The sequence below is a fragment of the Microbacterium terricola genome (genome assembly GCF_027943945.1).
In the GTDB taxonomy this organism is placed as follows: Bacteria; Actinomycetota; Actinomycetes; order Actinomycetales; family Microbacteriaceae; genus Microbacterium; species Microbacterium terricola.
In genome coordinates, this window is the sequence record NZ_AP027141.1 from 575102 (window position 1) to 590721 (window position 15620).

Consider the following 15620-nt stretch of genomic DNA (forward strand, 5'->3'; position numbering starts at 1 on the left):
TGAACGGGCGCGGGCGCGGGACCGGCGCGCGAGGCGTCAGGGAACGGGCGCGAAACGAGCTACCAGCTCGCGCTTGAGCACCTTGCCGCTGCCGCCGAGCGGCAGATCCGGGACGACGTGCACCACGCGCGGGTACTTGTACGCCGCGATGCGCTCCTTCGCGAACGCGATCACCTCGTCCGGGTCGAGGACGACCCCGTCGTGCGCCACCACGGCGGCGCAGACCTCCTGCCCCTTCACTTCGTCCGGTACGCCGAAGACCGCGGCCACCGCGATGCCGGGGTGCCGGGCGAGCACCGCCTCTACCTCGGTCGGGTACACGTTGTAGCCGCCGCGGACGATCATGTCCTTCTTGCGGTCCACGATCGTCAGCACGCCGTCGACGTACGTGCCGAGGTCGCCGGTGCGGAACCACCCTTCCACCACGGCCGCGGCGGAGGCCTCCGGCCGCCCGAGGTACCCCTTGAAGAGGTTGTGGCCGCGCACCACGATCTCGCCGAGCCCGTCGCCCGGCTCGATCAGCGCGATCGCCTCCTCGACCTCGGGATCGGCGATCGCCACGTCGACGCCCCAGAGGGTGCGCCCGACGCTCCCCGGCCGGATCGGCTCGCCCAGCGGGTTCGACGACACCGTCGGCGCGGTCTCGGTCAGCCCGTACCCTTCGTGCACCTCGGCGCCGTAGGCGGCCGAGAACGCCTCGAGCACCGCGACCGGCAGCGCGGCGCCGCCCGACACCGCGTACCGCAGCGGCGGCCGGGCCTCCGAGCGGCGGGCGGCCTCCAGCATCCCGACGTACATCGTCGGCACCGCCGTGAACACCGTCGCCCGCTGCGCGACCATCAGCGCGAGCGCCTCGTCCGGGTCGAACCGGGGGAGCAGTATCACGGAGGCGCCCACCCGGAACGCGATGTTCATCACCGCGGTCTGCCCGAACGTGTGGAACAGCGGAAGCCCGCCGAACACGACGTCGTCGGAGCGCAGGTCGAACGCGTCGATGAGCGTGCAGTGCACCTGCTCGACGATCGACAGGTGGCTGCCGACCGCGCCCTTCGGCGTGCCGGTCGTGCCGCTCGTGTACAGGATCGTGGCGGCATCCAGCGGCCCGACCGGCGTGTGCCGGACGAGCGGGACGGATGCTGCGGCCTCCGCCTCGAGCCGCGGCAGGTCGACGCCGGCATCGGCCGGGAGCAGCACCGTCACGATCGGGACGCCCGCGCGCGCGGCCGCGGGAACGGCCTCGCCGAGGAGGGGAGCCGCGACGACGAGCAGGTCGGCGCCCGAATCGTCCAGCACGTAGGCGATCTCGTCGGCCTTGAACAGCAGGTGCACCGGCACGACGACGGCTCCGAGCGACAGCGCCGCGTAGTACACGCGGGCGAAGTCGGGCACGTTGGGCACCAGCATCGCGACCCGGTCCCCGCGGCCGATGCCACGGTCGCGCAGCGCGCCGGCATACGCGCGGGTCTGGTCCCAGAGGTCGCGGTAGCTGGTCGCGCCGCCCATGAAGTGCAGCGCGGCTCGGTCGGGGTGCCGCGTGGCGGCCTCGCTCAGGATGCCGGCGACCGAAAGTGTCGCGAAGCCGGCGCCGTCGACGGCGGGGTCTGGCTGGTGGGGCATCGGTGTCTCCTTCGACATCGGGCGGGGCGTTCGGGTCAGGCGCGCAGGACCGATCGGCCGAGGCTGGACAGGTGCACCTCGTCGGGACCGTCGGCGATGCGCAGCGACCGGATGCCGGCGTAGAGCTCGGCCAGCGGGGTGTCCGACGAGACCCCGGCTCCGCCGTGCACCTGGATCGCGCGGTCGATGATGGTCTGCACCGCGCGCGGCACGGCGATCTTGATCGCCTGGATCTCGGTCATCGCCTGCCGGTTGCCGACGGTGTCCATCAGCCAGGCGGTCTTCAGCACCAGCAGCCGCAGCGCCTCGAGTTGGATGCGCGCTTCGGCCGCCCACTCGCGGATCACCGGCTGCTCGGCGAGCGACCGTCCGAAGCCGTGCCGCTGGTTGGCCCGTGCGACCGTCAGCGCGAGGGCGCGCTCGCCCATGCCGATGGCTCGCATGCAGTGGTGGATGCGGCCGGGTCCGAGCCGCGCCTGCGCGATCGCGAAGCCCGCGCCTTCCGCGCCGATGAGGTTGGTCGCGGGCACCCGCACGTCCTCGAACGCGATCTCGGCGTGACCGCCGTGGTCGCGGTCGTCGTAGCCGAACACGGTGAGGGGGCGGACGATCCGGACGCCGGGTGTGTCGCGCGGCACCAGGACCATCGACTGCTGCCGGTGCCGGTCGGCGTCAGGGTCGGTCTTGCCCATCAGGATGAAGATCGCCGCATCCGGGTTCATCGCTCCGGTCGACCACCACTTGCGGCCGGTGATGACGTAGTCGTCGCCGTCGCGCCGGATGCGGGTGCCGATGTTCGTGGCGTCGGAGGACGCCGCGTCGGGCTCGGTCATGCAGAACGCCGAGCGGATGTCGGCGCGCAGCAGGGGTCCGAGCCACTGCTCCTTCTGCTCGGGTGTGCCGAAATCGTTCAGCACCTCCATGTTCCCGGTGTCGGGGGCGGCGCAGTTGAACGCGGCCGGCGCGAGCCGGGGGCTCCAGCCGGTGACCTCGGCGACCGGCGCGTACTGCAGGTTGCTGAGACCCGCGCCCTGGTCGCCTGGCAGGAACAGGTTCCACAGGCCCTGCGCTCTGGCCCGCTCCTGCAGTTCTCGCACGATCGGGCGAGGGCTCCACTCGCCCGGCGCGGCGGCGAGCTGCTCCTCGAGGACGGGCTCGGCGGGCAGTACATGCTCGTCGAGGAATACGCGTGCGCGCGCCGTGATCTCACGGGCGGTGTCGTCGGGGGCGAAGTCCATCAGTGCACCTGCAGTCCCTTCTGGGCGAGCGGCTCGACGAGAGCGCCCATCCGGTCGAATCCCTCGCCGACGGTGTCGCCGGCCTGGAAGCGGAAGTGGATCCCCTCGAGGATCACCGCGAGCTTGTACGCCGCGAAGGCGCGGTACCAGCGCAGGTCGGGCACGGCGATGCGCGCGTGCTCGGCGTACGCGTCGACGAGCTCCGCGAAGCGCGGATAGCCCGCGGCGGGATCGACCGCGCTCGGCACGGCCCCCGCGAATCCGCCCGGCAGCTCGGCGATGTCCCAGTAGAGCGCGAAGATCCCCAGGTCGACGAGGGGGTCGCCGAGCGTCGCCATCTCCCAGTCGAGGATCGCCGAGATGTGCGGCTCATCGGCGTCGCCGACGACGAGGGCGTTGTCGAGCCGATAGTCGCCGTGCACGATGCCGGTGCGCGCGGTGTCGGGGGTGCCCGCGGAGAGGGAGGCCTGCAGCGCGTCGAGGGCGGGCGTCTCGCGCGAACGCGACGCGTCGAGCTGGCGGCGCCAGGTCGACAGCTGCCGGGTGAGGTACCCGTCCGGCCGCCCGAAGTCGCTCAGGCCGACCGCATCGGGGTCGACCGCGTGGAGCTCGGCCAGATGCCGCACGAGCTCGAACCCGAGAGCGCGCAGGCCCGCGGGCGTGTACGCGGCGTTCTGGGCCGGCCGGGCGAGCACCCGACCGGGGGCGCGCTCCATCAGGAAGAAGGTCGTGCCGGTGATCGCCGAGTCGGCGGTGTCATCGACCACGTCGACGGCGGCGGGCACGGGCACGGCACTGCCGGCGAGGGCGGAGATCACCCGATGCTCGCGCCGCATGTCATGTGCGCTCGAGAGCACGTGGCCGAGCGGAGGGCGGCGCAGGATCAGCGGCAGGCGCGCGCCTTCGACGGCGTAGGTGAGGTTGCTGCGCCCTCCGGCGATCACGGTCGCGGACAGTGGTCCCGCGGCGAGATCGGGATGCGTCGCCTCCAGCCACCGTTGCAGGCCCGCGACATCCAGTCCCGGCACATCCGCCATGGCCCCGCCTTCCCGGCCGCTGCACTGCGGCCTCTCCCGACAGCATACCGGATGGTCGGTTTGTCGCGCCCCACCCGTTTACGGTCACGACACGCCGCTTCGTCCGCGCCGCACGCGGCGTGTCCCGTCCGTAAACGGGATGGAGCGGGGGCGGGGGCGGACGGGGCGGACCTCAGAGCAGATCGGACTCGATCGCGGAGCGGATGCCGTCCGGCACGGGCGTCGGGCGGCGGGTCACCGCATCCACGAACACATGCACGAACCGGCCCGTCGCGATCGGCTCAGGCTCGCCGGCGCGCAGGATGCCGAGGCTCCACGTGACGCTGGTGCTCCCGAGCCGCGCCACGCCGATGCCCACCTCGAGCGCCTCGGGGAAGCCGGCTGACGCCGCGAACTCGCATGATGACGCCGCGCACAGCGCGATCGCCGGGCTTGAGAGCGGATCGAGGCCGCCCGTGCGGATCATCCAGGCGTTCACCGCGGTGTCCATGGCCGCGTAGTACACCGTGTTGTTGAGGTGGCCGTACTGGTCGTTGTCGTTCCACCGCGTCGCGAACGGCTCCCGCACCCGATACGCCGTCATCAGCCGTCCACGCGCAGCAGGAGCCGGAACGCGACGCGGGCGCGCTCGGCGCTGGGCGTGTCGCCGGAGATCAGGTCGGCGTAGGTGAACGACTCCGACATCCGCACGAGCAGGTACGCGAGCCCCGGCGGATCGATCGCCCCGCCGAGGGGCGTAGCGCCCAGCTCGCGGCGCACGAGCCAGTCCGCGGTCGCGACGTAGCGCCGCTGGATCGGGCTCTCCTTGGTCGTGAGCAGTCGCAGCGCGCGCGCCGGCTCGCGGCGCAGGAACTGTCGGAAGTAGTCGGCGGTGATGAGGTCGTCGACGAAGTGGGTGAGGATGCCGGCGACCCGCGCGCCGCCCGAGCCGTCGGCCGTCGCGTGCTCGGCCTGCACCAGCGTGGGCACGGCGAGCGACCAGAGCACCTCGCTCAGCAGCGCGTCGCGGTTGCCGACCCAGCGGAAGAGCGACGTGCGGTCGACTCCGAGCGTGCCGGCCAGGCTCCCCATGTCGATGCGCCTGCCCGCGATGAAGGCCTCGCGGGCGAGGTCGAAGGCGCGCGCGGCGTCGGGGTGCGCGCCGTCGGCGAGTCGCTCGGACAGCCATGAGGGGGCAGTCGTCAGGCCGACGGTCGCGATCGACTGCGGCGGGGCCGCGGTGGTGGTCATGCCGGAACTCTACTCGGCGGCGTTCGCCATCGTGCAACATTCTGCAGAATGTTGTGCAACGTTCTGAAAAGTGATGCATACTCGGATCGACGAAGGAGAGACGATGACGTTCACCCTCAGTGCCCCCGACCGGGTCGAGACCGCGCCGGCCGAGCTGCTCGACGCGGACTTCTACGCGTTCCAGCACCAACTCACCGCGACCGAGCAGCGTGCGCTCGCCGGCATCCGGCGCTTCCTCGATACAGAGGTGCGGCCGTTCGCCGACGACCACTGGGAACGCGCGGAGAGTCCCAGGCACCTCTTCCCCCGCTTCGCAGAGCTCGGGCTGTTCGGCAATGCGTTCCCGGAGACCGCGCTGTTCGAGAACAGCAGCGTCTTCCGCGGGTGGGTGGCGATGGAGATCTCGCGTGCGGACCCGTCGACCGCGACCTTCATCGGCGTGCACTCCGGACTCGCGATGACCTCGATCGCCGTGGGCGGGTCGCCCGCGCAGAAGGCGGAGTGGATGCCGCGGCTCGCTGCCGGCGAGCTGGTCGCCGCGTTCGGGCTCACCGAACCAGGCCACGGCTCCGACACCGCGCGCGGACTCGAGACGACGGCGGAGCGCCGCATCCGCCAAGACGGCACGGACGAATGGGTGCTCAACGGGTCGAAGCGCTGGATCGGCAACGGCGCCTTCGCCGACCTCGTGGTGATCTGGGCGCGCGACGTCGCCGATGACCAGGTCAAGGGCTTCCTCGTGCGTACGCCGACGCCCGGGTTCGTCGGCACGAAGATCGAGCGCAAGCAGTCACTGCGGGCCGTCGAGAACGCCGACATCGTGCTGCAGGACGTCGTGGTGCCCGAGAGCGACCGGCTGCCGAAGATCCACGGCTTCCGCGATGTCGCGGTCGTGCTCCGCCTGACCAGGGCGGACGTCGCCTGGCAGGCGCTCGGCGTTGGGGTCGGCGCGTATGAGGCCGCGCTCGCGTACGCGAAAGCGCGGGTGCAGTTCGGCAAGCCGATCGCGTCGTTCCAGCTCGTGCAGCAGAAGCTCGCCGACGCGCTGGCCGGCATCACGGCCTCGATCGCCCTGTGCATGCGCGTCTCGCAGATGCAGGACGAGGGCACGCAGCGCGACCATCACTCCGCGATGGCGAAGGCGTTCGTGAGCGCCCGCATGCGCGAGACCGTGGCGCTGTGCCGCGAGATCTGCGGAGGCAACGGCATCCAGCTCGGCAGCGAAGCGCAGTACGACGGGCAGATCGTGCCCGGCTACAGCGTGGCCCGCTACTTCGCGGACGCCGAGGCGGTGTTCACGTTCGAGGGCACCTTCGACATGAACTCGCTGATCGTCGGCCGCGCGATCACCGGCATCGCGGCGTTCGTCTGAGCGCCAGCATCCCCTCGATACGACGGAGGACCACCATGACCGAGGCGTACATCGTCGCCACCGCCCGCTCGCCGATCGGACGCGCCCGCAAGGGGACGCTCGCGGGGATCCGCCCCGACGACCTCGCGGCCCAGATGGTGCAGGCCGCCCTCGATCGGGTGCCGGGGCTCGACCCGGCGCGCATCGACGATCTGCTGATGGGATGCGGTCAGCCCGCCGGCGAGCAGGGCATGAACATCGCTCGGATCGTCGCGGTGCTGCTGGGCCTCGACGGTGTGCCGGGTACGACCGTCAACCGGTACTGCTCGTCCTCGCTCCAGACCACGCGGATGGCGTTCCACGCGATCAAGGCGGGCGAGGGCGACATCTTCGTGTCGGCGGGCGTCGAGTCGGTGTCGCGGTACACGCAGGGCTCGGCGGACGTCATGCCGGGCATCTCGAACGAGAACCCCCGTTTCGCCGGGGCGATCGCCCGCACGGCGCGGCGCGCGGAGCAGGGGGCGGCCGGATGGGCCGACCCCCGCGAGGACGGAGCGCTCCCCGACCCCTACATCGCGATGGGGCAGACGGCCGAGAACGTCGCGGCTGTCCGCGGCGTGACGCGCGAGCAGCAGGACGCGTTCGCCGCCCGCTCGCAGCAGCGTGCCGAAGCGGCCATCGCGTCCGGATTCTGGGCGCGCGACATCACACCCGTGACGCTCGGCGACGGCACGGTGGTCTCGGCCGACGACGGCCCGCGGCCGGGCGTGACGGTGGAGGCGCTGGCCGGGCTCGACCCGGTCTTCCGGCCAGACGGCACGGTCACGGCCGGCAACTGCTGCCCGCTGAACGACGGCGCCGCCGCGCTGGTGATCGTGTCGGGCGCCGTCGTGGACGAGCTCGGGCTCAGCCCGCTCGCGCGCATCGTGTCGACCGCGGTCAGCGGGTTGTCGCCCGAGACGATGGGTCTCGGGCCGGTCGCCGCGTCGCGCGACGCGCTGCACCGCGCAGGGCTCGGCATCGACGACATCGACCTGGTCGAGATCAACGAGGCGTTCGCGGCGCAGGTCATCCCCTCGGCACGCGACCTCGGCATCGACGACGACCGACTCAACGTGCACGGCGGGGCGATCGCCGTCGGGCATCCGTTCGGCATGACCGGCGCGCGCATCACCTCGACCCTCATCAACGGCCTGGATGCGGCCGGGGGCCGCTACGGCCTGGAGACGATGTGCGTGGGGGGCGGCCAGGGGATGGCCATGGTGCTGGAGCGGGTCTGACCCACCTGCGGATCAGGCGGGGAAGAACAGGGCCAGGGTCTCCGCGACGAGCGCGGGTCGCGAGGCGCCCTCGAGCTCGACCGTGGTGGTCATCCCGACCCGGTACCCCTGCGCGGTCTCCTCGACCGACGCGATCTCGGTGTGCGCCCGCACGCGCGAGCCGGCGGGCACGGGCTGGAGGAACCGGACCTTGTCGAGGCCGTAGTTGACCACCATCGCGGTGCCGTCGACCTCGAGCAGCCCCGCCGTCAGGTGCGGCAGCAGCGACAGGGTGAGGTACCCGTGCGCGATGGTCGCGCCGAACGGACCGGCAGCGGCCCGTTCGGCGTCGACGTGGATCCACTGGCGGTCCTCGGTGGTCTCGGCGAACGCCGTGATGCGCTCCTGCCCGACCTCGAGCCAGTCGCCGGTCGCAGACTGTCCGATCGCATCGGCGAGGGCGGCAGGAGAGGCGATCACGATGCTCATGCGCGGGGTCCTCCGGCCACGTAGAGCACCTGTCCGGAGACGAAGCCGGCCTCCTCCGAGCAGAAGAACGACGCGGCGGCGGCGATGTCGTCCGGCTGACCGGCACGAGCGACCGGGATCTCCTTCGCGGCGTGGGCGACGAAGTCGTCGAACCCGACACCGATGCGCTCTGCCGTCGCCCGGGTCATGTCGGTGACGATGAAACCAGGGGCGATCGCGTTTGCGGTGACGCCGTACCGGCCCAGCTCGATCGCGAGCGTCTTCGTCAGGCCCTGCATGCCGGCCTTGGCGGCGGAGTAGTTCGCCTGCCCGCGATTGCCGAGGGCCGAGGTGCTGGAGAGGTTGACGATCCGCCCCCAGCCCGCGGCGACTTGATGCGCCTGCACCGCGCGGCTCATCAGGAATGCGCCGCGCAGATGCACGTTCATCACGGCATCCCAGTCGTCCTCGGTCATCTTGAACAGCAGGTTGTCGCGGAGGATGCCGGCGTTGTTGACGAGGATCGTCGGGGCGCCGAGCTCGTCCACGACGCGCTGGACGGCGGCCTCGACGGCCGACGCGTCGGAGACGTCGGCACCGACGGCGATCGCGGTGCCGCCCGCATCGGCGATCGCGGCGACGGTGTCGGCGCAGTGCGCGGCGTCGAGGTCGAGCACGGCGACGGCGTGGCCGTCGGCCGCGAGCCTGCGGGCGGTCGCGGCGCCGATGCCGCGGCCCGCTCCGGTGACGATGGCGGTCCTGGTCATGGGGTTCCTCTCGGTGGTCAGAAGGTGATGAGCTGGCGCAGCTCGCCGCCGGCGGCGAGACGGTCCATCGCGGCGTCGATGTCGTCGAGCCGGATGCGCGATGACACCAGGCGCTCCAGCGGCAGCCGGCCCGCGCGCCACAGGTCGACGTAGCGGGGGATGTCGCGGCTGGGCACGGCGGAGCCCAGATAGCTGCCGACGATCGTGCGCGCCTCGGCGGTGAGGGTGAGCGGTGACACCGCCGCGCGGGCGTCGGGCGCGGGCAGCCCGACCGTGACCGTGGTGCCCCCCGGCGCGGTCAGTGCGAGCGCGGTCTCGAAGGCGCGGGCGGCACCCGCCGCCTCGATCACCAGGGGAGCGCGGATGCTGCGCTCCACCGCCTCCGCGGGGCTCAGCGCCTCCGCGGCGCCGAGGCTGCGGGCGAGGTCGAGCTTGGCGTCGAGCGCGTCGACGCCCACGACCTCGTGCCCGAGCGCTGCGGCGACGAGCAGCGCCGCCATGCCGACGCCGCCGAGTCCGACGACGACGACCGGATCACCGGGTGCGGGGCGTCCGGCGTTGATGACGGCACCGCCGCCGGTCAGCACCGCGCAGCCGAGGAGCGCGGCGATCTCCGCGGGCACATCCGCCGGCACCGGGACCACCGAGGTGCGGCTCACCACGGCGTGGGTGGCGAACGCGCTCACGCCCAGATGGTGGTGCACGTCCTGCCCGGCTTCGCCGCGGTGCAGGCGGATTCCGCCGCCGACGAGCGTGCCGGCGCCGTTGGCCGCGCTCCCGGGTACGCAGGGCAGCCGGCCGTCGGTGCGGCACCCGTCGCACGTGCCGCACCGCGGCAGGAAGGTCATCACGACGCGGGTGCCCACGTCGAGGTCGGCGACGTCGGGCCCGACCGCTTCCACGATCCCGGCCGCCTCATGCCCGAGCAGCATCGGGGTGGGTCGCTCGCGGTTGCCGTCGACGACGCTGAGGTCGGAATGGCAGACGCCGGCAGACTCGATCCGGACCAGCACTTCGCCGGCGCCCGGCGGGTCGAGATCGAGCGGACCGACCGTGAACGGACGCGACTGCGCGTAGGGCGCGCTGGCGCCCGTGCGCTCGAGCACGGCTCCGATGATGCGCATCCGGCCTCCTTCGTCGGGCGTCGTCGCACCGGCAGTGACCAGCATACCGACTGTGCGGTATGCTCTCGAATCGAGCCTCGACGATGAGGCGCGCGACCCCGCAGAGGAGCACTCGATGACGAGCATCCCGACCACTGAGATCCCCCTCGACGGCAGTGCCGAGGATCGCTTCGCGGGCGTGCGCGAGGAGTTCGCACGTCGGTTCGCCACAGGGGAGGAGCTCGGCGCCTCGCTCGTCGTGCTCGTCGACGGCCGGCCGGCGGTCGACCTGTGGGGCGGCTGGAGCGACCAGGATCGGACGCGCCCATGGGAGCGCGACACGCTCACGAACGTCTGGTCGATCTCCAAGACGGTCTCGACCCTGGCCGCGCTCGTGCTGATCGATCGGGGGCAGCTCGATCCTGAGCGACCGGTCGCCGATTACTGGCCGGAGTTCGCCGCCGCCGGCAAGGAGGGCGTGCTCGTCAAGCACGTCCTGATGCACACGTCCGGGGTGTCGGGGTGGGCGCAGCCCGTGACCGCCGCCGACATCCTCGACGTGGAGGGTGCCGCGGCCCGCCTCGCGGCGCAGCCCGCCTGGTGGCCGGCGGGCGCAGCATCCGGCTATCACCTCCTCGACTACGGCCACCTCGTCGGCGAGATCGTGCGCAGGGTCAGCGGCAGGTCGCTCGGCGCGTTCGTGGCCGACGAGCTGACCGGCCCGCTCGGCGCGGACTTCTGGCTGGGACTGCCCGACAGCGAGGAGCACCGCGTCAGCGATGTCGTCCCGCCGCCGCCGTCGCAGATCGACCTGTCGGCGCTTCCTCCCGATTCGCCCGCCTTCAAGACGTTCACCGGGCCCCCGCTCGAGGCGGAGCTCACCTGGACCAGGCCGTGGCGGGCCGCCGGGATCGGCGGGGCGGGCGGCCAGGGCAACGCCCGCTCGGTCGCGCGGCTGAACGCGCTCATCGCGGGTCGCGGCGAGGTGGACGGCGTCCGTCTGCTCTCTCCGGACACCGTCGGGCGGGTCTTCGCAGAGCACACCGACGGCATCGATCTGGTCCTCGGCATGCCCCTGCGGTTCGGGCTCGGCTATGCCGTCCCGCACCCGGCCAGCACACCGTACCTGCCGGAGGGCGCCGTCGCGTTCTGGGGCGGATGGGGCGGGTCGCTCGTCGTCGCCGACGCAGACCGCGGGCTCACCATCGCCTACGTCATGAACAAGATGTCGTCGGGCATCATCGGGTCGGACCGGTCGCGCGCCTACGCCGAGGCGGTCTACGCCGCGCTCTGAGGGTGCCGTCAGTCGTCGAGGCGGGCCTGCACGCGGCGGGCGACCTCCGCGACGGGCATCCGGCGCGGGAACACCGCCACCACGACATCGTCCGGTGCGGTGGTGCCGTCGTCGGGCAGGACGCCGAAGCGTCGCCGCACGTCGTCGAGGGCGGCGCGGAGCACCGAGACCGGCACCTTCCGCTGACCGCGGAGCAGCTGGCGCAGCACGTGGTTGTGCACCGCGGTCACCAGCGCGGCGAACCCGACGGCGTCGAGCGGATCGATGCCGGGCAGCGACCCCCGCAGATAGTCGTCGAACAGCCGCTCGTAGCGGAACACGGTGACGATCTCGCGCTCGCGCAGCACCGGCACCTCACGCACGACGGCGTAGCGACGGCGGGCGAGCTCCGGGTCGGCGGCGAAGTGGGTGTAGACCAGCTCGGACGCCTCGCACACGGCGGCCCACGGGTCGGCGTGCGACTGGGCGAGGTAGTCGCGGAGGCGCTCGAGCTGCACCTCATGATCGGCGAACACCACGTCGTCCTTGCCGCCGAACTGGCGGAAGAACGTCGAGCGCGAGATGCCCGCGGCCCGTGCGATCTGATCGACCGACGTCGCCTCGAACCCCTGCGTCGCGAACAGCTCGAGGGCGGCACCGATCACGGCCGCGCGGGATGCGGCCGGGGAGGTGAGGCTGGCAGCGGTGTCGGACATCTCGGGGAGAGCCTAGTGGTCGGGTCGGCCCAGGTCACCGCGCCCGCCGCCGTGTTCGACAGCGCGCATCGTCGAGCCCGATCGCCGACCACACCCTGTGCTGCCGAGCCCACCGCCTGCGCACGGTGCCGACGCAGCCGGCTCGGCAATTCCGGGTGGGGTCGGCGGTGGCTGGCGGGCGAGGGCCGCGCATCCTGACCGGAACCATCCTGCGGTCATGGGCTCACAGACTCGGGTAGTAGGCTTTCAGACTGGTCGAGATATCTCGACATCAAGACGTTTTTCACGTCATCCCACCTCATCGCCCCAGCGGAGGACTGCGAACTGTGGATCTGTACGAGTACCAGGCACGAGACCTTTTCGAGAAGTACGAGGTGCCGGTTCTCGCCGGCATCGTCGCCGACACCCCGGAAGAGGTGCGCGCGGCTGCCGAGAAGATCGGCGGTGTCGTCGTCGTCAAGGCGCAGGTGAAGGCCGGCGGCCGCGGCAAGGCCGGCGGCGTCAAGGTCGCCAAGACCCCCGACGAGGCGTACGAGCTGTCGAAGGCCATCTTCGGCCTCGACATCAAGGGCCACGTCGTCAAGCGCGTGATGGTCGCACAGGGCGCCCGCATCGACAAGGAGTACTACTTCTCGGTGCTGCTCGACCGCGCCAACCGCTCGTACCTGGCGCTCGCGAGCGTCGAGGGCGGCATGGAGATCGAAGAGCTCGCCGTCGAGCGCCCCGAGGCGCTCGCGCGCGTGGAGGTCGACCCCGGCACGGGCATCGACAAGGCGAAGGCCGTCGAGATCGCCGAGGCCGCGGGCTTCGACGCCGACCTCGTCGACAAGGTGAGCGACGTCTTCGTCAAGCTCTTCAACGTCTACAAGGGCGAGGACGCGACGCTGGTCGAAGTCAACCCGCTGATCCTCTCGGAGGACGGTGAGATCATCGCCCTCGACGGCAAGGTGTCGCTCGACGAGAACGCCGACTTCCGCCACTCCGGCCACGCGCTGCTCGAGGACAAGGATGCTGCCGACCCGCTCGAGGCGAAGGCCAAGGCCAACGACCTCAACTACGTCAAGCTCGACGGCGAGGTCGGCGTCATCGGCAACGGCGCGGGCCTGGTCATGTCGACCCTCGACGTCGTGGCGTACGCCGGTGAGAACCACGGCGGCGTGAAGCCCGCCAACTTCCTCGACATCGGCGGCGGCGCCTCGGCCGAGGTCATGGCCGCGGGCCTGGACGTCATCCTCGGCGACCCGCAGGTGAAGAGCGTCTTCGTGAACGTCTTCGGCGGCATCACCGCGTGCGACGCGGTGGCCAAGGGCATCGTCGGCGCGCTCGCCGAGCTCGGCTCGAGCGCGTCCAAGCCGCTCGTCGTGCGCCTCGACGGCAACAAGGTCGAGGAGGGCCGCGCGATCCTCCGCGACGCGAACCACCCCCTCGTGACGCTCGCGTCGACCATGGACGAAGGCGCCGACAAGGCCGCCGAGCTCGCGAACGCCTGAGACACCCGGACAAGGAACAAGAGAAATGTCGATCTTCCTCAACAAGGACTCCAAGGTCATCGTCCAGGGCATCACCGGCGGTGAGGGCACCAAGCACACCGCCCTCATGCTGAAGGCCGGCACCCAGGTCGTCGGCGGCGTGAACGCCCGCAAGGCCGGCACGACCGTGCTGCACCACGACGCCGAGGGCAACCCCGTCGAACTCCCGGTGTTCGCATCCGTCGCCGAGGCGATCGAGAAGACCGGCGCCGACGTGTCCATCGCGTTCGTGCCCCCGGCCTTCACGAAGGACGCGATGGTCGAGGCCATCGACGCCGAGATCCCGCTGCTCGTCGTGATCACCGAGGGCGTCCCCGTCGGCGACACCGCCGAGGCGTGGGCATACGCGCAGAGCAAGGGCAACACGACCCGCATCATCGGGCCGAACTGCCCCGGCATCATCACGCCCGGCGAGTCGCTCGTGGGCATCACCCCCGCCAACATCGCGGGCAAGGGCCCGATCGGCCTCGTCTCCAAGTCGGGCACCCTCACGTACCAGATGATGTTCGAGCTGCGCGAGATCGGCTTCTCGACCGCCATCGGCATCGGCGGCGACCCGATCATCGGGACCACGCACATCGACGCGCTCGCCGCGTTCGAGGCCGACCCCGAGACCAAGGCGATCGTGATGATCGGCGAGATCGGCGGCGACGCCGAAGAGCGCGCCGCCGACTTCATCAAGGCCAACGTCACCAAGCCGGTCGTCGGCTACGTCGCGGGCTTCACCGCGCCCGAGGGCAAGACCATGGGCCACGCCGGCGCCATCGTCTCCGGCTCGGCGGGCACGGCTCAGGCGAAGAAGGAGGCCCTCGAGGCCGCAGGCGTGAAGGTCGGCAAGACGCCGTCCGAGACCGCCGACCTGATGCGCGAGATCATCGCCGGGCTGTAAGCGGCCGGAGACACGAACGAAGGGGCGGATGCTGCAGCATCCGCCCCTTCGTCGTTTCACGCGTCAGGCGCCGCCGAACCGCGACACCACCGCCGAGCGCGAGTCGTCCTCGCTCGCGAGCACTCCGCCGTTGGCGACGAAGTCGGCCGCGACCTCCTCGAACATGATGCGCACGTCCTGCTGACGGGCGCCGAGCGCCTCGACGGCGGCCTGCGTCACCTGGGCGGCGAAGTCACGGCGCTGGTCGACGGTGCGTCCTGGCAGCAGTTCGACTCGGATGTTGGGCATGGCGGTCCTCCTAGATCGCGTGGGAACGTCGGCCGCCGAACTGGCGGCTCAGGGTGTCACGGGCGGTGAGCAGCAGGTCGACGATCGTCTGCTCCTTCTCCTCGTCGAGGCGGGCGACGGGCACCGAGCAGCTGATCGCGTCCTTCGCGGGCGACTGGAACGGCAGCGTGACGGCGAAGCACCGCATCCCGATCCCGGCCTCCTGCGCGTCGATCGCGTACCCCTGCTCGCGCACCTCGGCGAGATGGTCGATCAGCTCGTCGCGGGTCGTGATGGTGAACGGCGTGGTTCCCGCGAGCGTGGCGGGCAGCAGGCTGCGCACGGTGTCATCCGGCAGCTCGGCGAGCATCGCCTTGCCGAGCGCGGTGGCGTGCGCCGGCAGTCGGCGGCCGATCGCCGAGAACATGCGCAGCGGGTGCACCGACTCGCGCTTGGCCATATAGACCACATCAGGCGCCTCGAGCCGCGCGAGGTGCACGGTCTCTCCCGTCGCCGCGGCGAGGGAGTCCATCGTGTCGGAGGTGCGGATCACCACCGGGTCCTGGTCGACGTAGGACGAGCCGATCAGCAGCGCGCTCATCCCGAGGCGGTAGTGGGATCGGCTGGCGTCGGCCTCCACCCAGCCGCGATGCTCGAGGGTGCGCAGGATGCTGTGCAGGCTGCTCTTCGGGATGCCCAGGCGCGTCGCCATCTCGGCAAGACCCGCTCCTCCCGAGGCCAGGCTCTCCAGGATCTCCAGCGTGCGGTCCGCGGACTTCACCGGCACGAAGTCGACCTCGTCCTCTGGAATCGGCTCGACCATCTGCACCCCTCTCACGTTCATGTACTCGAACGAGATTCTCATACTTGACTCGC

16 protein-coding genes are annotated in these 15620 nt (G+C 71.5%); 5 read left to right on the top strand and 11 right to left on the bottom strand.

Features of this window, described 5'->3' with window-relative positions; all coding sequences use genetic code 11:
* Positions 1-36: 36 nt before the first annotated feature.
* The 5 genes from Microterr_RS02695 to Microterr_RS02715 all read right to left on the bottom strand — a co-directional run bounded on the left by Microterr_RS02695 (position 37) and on the right by Microterr_RS02715 (position 5122).
* Positions 37-1617: an AMP-binding protein gene (locus tag Microterr_RS02695; RefSeq protein ID WP_263796279.1), complete on the bottom strand. Its 1581-nt coding sequence runs from the start codon at positions 1615-1617 to the stop codon at positions 37-39.
* Between the two features lie 35 nt (positions 1618-1652).
* Positions 1653-2855: an acyl-CoA dehydrogenase family protein gene (locus Microterr_RS02700; protein ID WP_263796278.1), complete on the bottom strand. Its 1203-nt coding sequence runs from the start codon at positions 2853-2855 to the stop codon at positions 1653-1655.
* Positions 2855-3892: a phosphotransferase family protein gene (locus Microterr_RS02705; RefSeq protein ID WP_263796276.1), complete on the bottom strand. Its 1038-nt coding sequence runs from the start codon at positions 3890-3892 to the stop codon at positions 2855-2857. The genes Microterr_RS02700 and Microterr_RS02705 overlap by 1 nt, the downstream gene beginning before the upstream one ends.
* Before the next feature lie 172 nt (positions 3893-4064).
* Complete coding sequence (locus tag Microterr_RS02710; protein WP_263796275.1) at positions 4065-4475, bottom strand: acyl-CoA thioesterase; 411 nt, start codon at positions 4473-4475, stop codon at positions 4065-4067.
* Entirely contained in the window at positions 4475-5122 is a 648-nt protein-coding gene (locus Microterr_RS02715; protein ID WP_263796274.1) for a QsdR family transcriptional regulator, read from the bottom strand. Before Microterr_RS02715 ends, Microterr_RS02710 begins: the two co-directional genes overlap by 1 nt.
* A gap of 103 nt (positions 5123-5225) precedes the next feature.
* Here Microterr_RS02715 and Microterr_RS02720 point away from each other — a divergent pair, with 103 nt between their 5' ends.
* Together Microterr_RS02720 and Microterr_RS02725 are read left to right on the top strand one after the other, a co-directional pair.
* The gene (locus Microterr_RS02720) at positions 5226-6494 is read left to right on the top strand and encodes an acyl-CoA dehydrogenase family protein (RefSeq protein WP_263796273.1); all 1269 of its coding nucleotides are present in this window, start codon (positions 5226-5228) and stop codon (positions 6492-6494) included.
* Between the two features lie 35 nt (positions 6495-6529).
* Positions 6530-7753 (top strand): acetyl-CoA C-acetyltransferase, encoded by a 1224-nt coding sequence (locus tag Microterr_RS02725; RefSeq protein ID WP_263796272.1) that lies wholly within the window; start codon positions 6530-6532, stop codon positions 7751-7753.
* A gap of 12 nt (positions 7754-7765) precedes the next feature.
* Here Microterr_RS02725 and Microterr_RS02730 read toward each other — a convergent pair whose 3' ends face one another.
* The 3 genes from Microterr_RS02730 to Microterr_RS02740 are packed head-to-tail and all read right to left on the bottom strand — an operon-like array spanning position 7766 to position 10091.
* Entirely contained in the window at positions 7766-8221 is a 456-nt protein-coding gene (locus Microterr_RS02730) for a MaoC family dehydratase (protein WP_263796271.1), read from the bottom strand.
* Positions 8218-8967, bottom strand: a complete 750-nt coding sequence (locus Microterr_RS02735) for an SDR family oxidoreductase (RefSeq protein WP_263796270.1) — start codon at positions 8965-8967, stop codon at positions 8218-8220. The genes Microterr_RS02730 and Microterr_RS02735 overlap by 4 nt, the downstream gene beginning before the upstream one ends.
* Before the next feature lie 17 nt (positions 8968-8984).
* Positions 8985-10091, bottom strand: coding sequence for an alcohol dehydrogenase catalytic domain-containing protein (locus Microterr_RS02740; protein WP_263796269.1), 1107 nt, complete (start codon positions 10089-10091; stop codon positions 8985-8987).
* Between the two features lie 52 nt (positions 10092-10143).
* On the opposite strand from Microterr_RS02740, the gene Microterr_RS02745 reads away from it, so the two are divergent.
* Positions 10144-11364, top strand: coding sequence for a serine hydrolase domain-containing protein (locus Microterr_RS02745; RefSeq protein WP_263796268.1), 1221 nt, complete (start codon positions 10144-10146; stop codon positions 11362-11364).
* A gap of 8 nt (positions 11365-11372) precedes the next feature.
* On the opposite strand, the gene Microterr_RS02750 is transcribed toward Microterr_RS02745, so the two are convergent.
* The gene (locus Microterr_RS02750; RefSeq protein WP_263796267.1) at positions 11373-12059 is read right to left on the bottom strand and encodes a TetR/AcrR family transcriptional regulator; all 687 of its coding nucleotides are present in this window, start codon (positions 12057-12059) and stop codon (positions 11373-11375) included.
* 326 nt (positions 12060-12385) lie between these two features.
* On the opposite strand from Microterr_RS02750, the gene sucC reads away from it, so the two are divergent.
* Together sucC and sucD are read left to right on the top strand one after the other, a co-directional pair.
* Positions 12386-13549, top strand: coding sequence for an ADP-forming succinate--CoA ligase subunit beta (sucC, locus tag Microterr_RS02755; RefSeq protein ID WP_263796266.1), 1164 nt, complete (start codon positions 12386-12388; stop codon positions 13547-13549).
* 25 nt (positions 13550-13574) lie between these two features.
* On the top strand, positions 13575-14477 hold the full coding sequence (gene sucD, locus Microterr_RS02760) for a succinate--CoA ligase subunit alpha (RefSeq protein WP_263796265.1): 903 nt from the start codon (positions 13575-13577) through the stop codon (positions 14475-14477).
* Positions 14478-14540: 63 nt separating this feature from the next.
* On the opposite strand, the gene Microterr_RS02765 is transcribed toward sucD, so the two are convergent.
* On the bottom strand, positions 14541-14765 hold the full coding sequence (locus Microterr_RS02765) for a tautomerase family protein (RefSeq protein WP_263796264.1): 225 nt from the start codon (positions 14763-14765) through the stop codon (positions 14541-14543).
* Positions 14766-14775: 10 nt separating this feature from the next.
* Positions 14776-15588 carry an IclR family transcriptional regulator gene (locus Microterr_RS02770; RefSeq protein ID WP_263796262.1) on the bottom strand — a complete coding sequence of 271 codons (813 nt, stop codon included), beginning with the start codon at positions 15586-15588 and terminating at the stop codon, positions 14776-14778.
* Between the last annotated feature and the right edge of the window lie 32 nt (positions 15589-15620).

Coding starts and splice junctions, on each gene's coding strand:
- Microterr_RS02750 (WP_263796267.1), bottom strand. CDS start 12,059: ATGTCCGACACCGCTGCCAGCCTCACCTCCCCGGCCGCATCCCGCGCG.
- Microterr_RS02710 (WP_263796275.1), bottom strand. CDS start 4,475: ATGACGGCGTATCGGGTGCGGGAGCCGTTCGCGACGCGGTGGAACGAC.
- Microterr_RS02705 (WP_263796276.1), bottom strand. CDS start 3,892: ATGGCGGATGTGCCGGGACTGGATGTCGCGGGCCTGCAACGGTGGCTG.
- Microterr_RS02720 (WP_263796273.1), top strand. CDS start 5,226: ATGACGTTCACCCTCAGTGCCCCCGACCGGGTCGAGACCGCGCCGGCC.
- Microterr_RS02730 (WP_263796271.1), bottom strand. CDS start 8,221: ATGAGCATCGTGATCGCCTCTCCTGCCGCCCTCGCCGATGCGATCGGA.
- sucD (WP_263796265.1), top strand. CDS start 13,575: ATGTCGATCTTCCTCAACAAGGACTCCAAGGTCATCGTCCAGGGCATC.
- Microterr_RS02725 (WP_263796272.1), top strand. CDS start 6,530: ATGACCGAGGCGTACATCGTCGCCACCGCCCGCTCGCCGATCGGACGC.
- Microterr_RS02765 (WP_263796264.1), bottom strand. CDS start 14,765: ATGCCCAACATCCGAGTCGAACTGCTGCCAGGACGCACCGTCGACCAG.
- Microterr_RS02770 (WP_263796262.1), bottom strand. CDS start 15,588: ATGAACGTGAGAGGGGTGCAGATGGTCGAGCCGATTCCAGAGGACGAG.
- Microterr_RS02695 (WP_263796279.1), bottom strand. CDS start 1,617: ATGCCCCACCAGCCAGACCCCGCCGTCGACGGCGCCGGCTTCGCGACA.
- Microterr_RS02700 (WP_263796278.1), bottom strand. CDS start 2,855: ATGGACTTCGCCCCCGACGACACCGCCCGTGAGATCACGGCGCGCGCA.
- Microterr_RS02735 (WP_263796270.1), bottom strand. CDS start 8,967: ATGACCAGGACCGCCATCGTCACCGGAGCGGGCCGCGGCATCGGCGCC.
- Microterr_RS02715 (WP_263796274.1), bottom strand. CDS start 5,122: ATGACCACCACCGCGGCCCCGCCGCAGTCGATCGCGACCGTCGGCCTG.
- Microterr_RS02740 (WP_263796269.1), bottom strand. CDS start 10,091: ATGCGCATCATCGGAGCCGTGCTCGAGCGCACGGGCGCCAGCGCGCCC.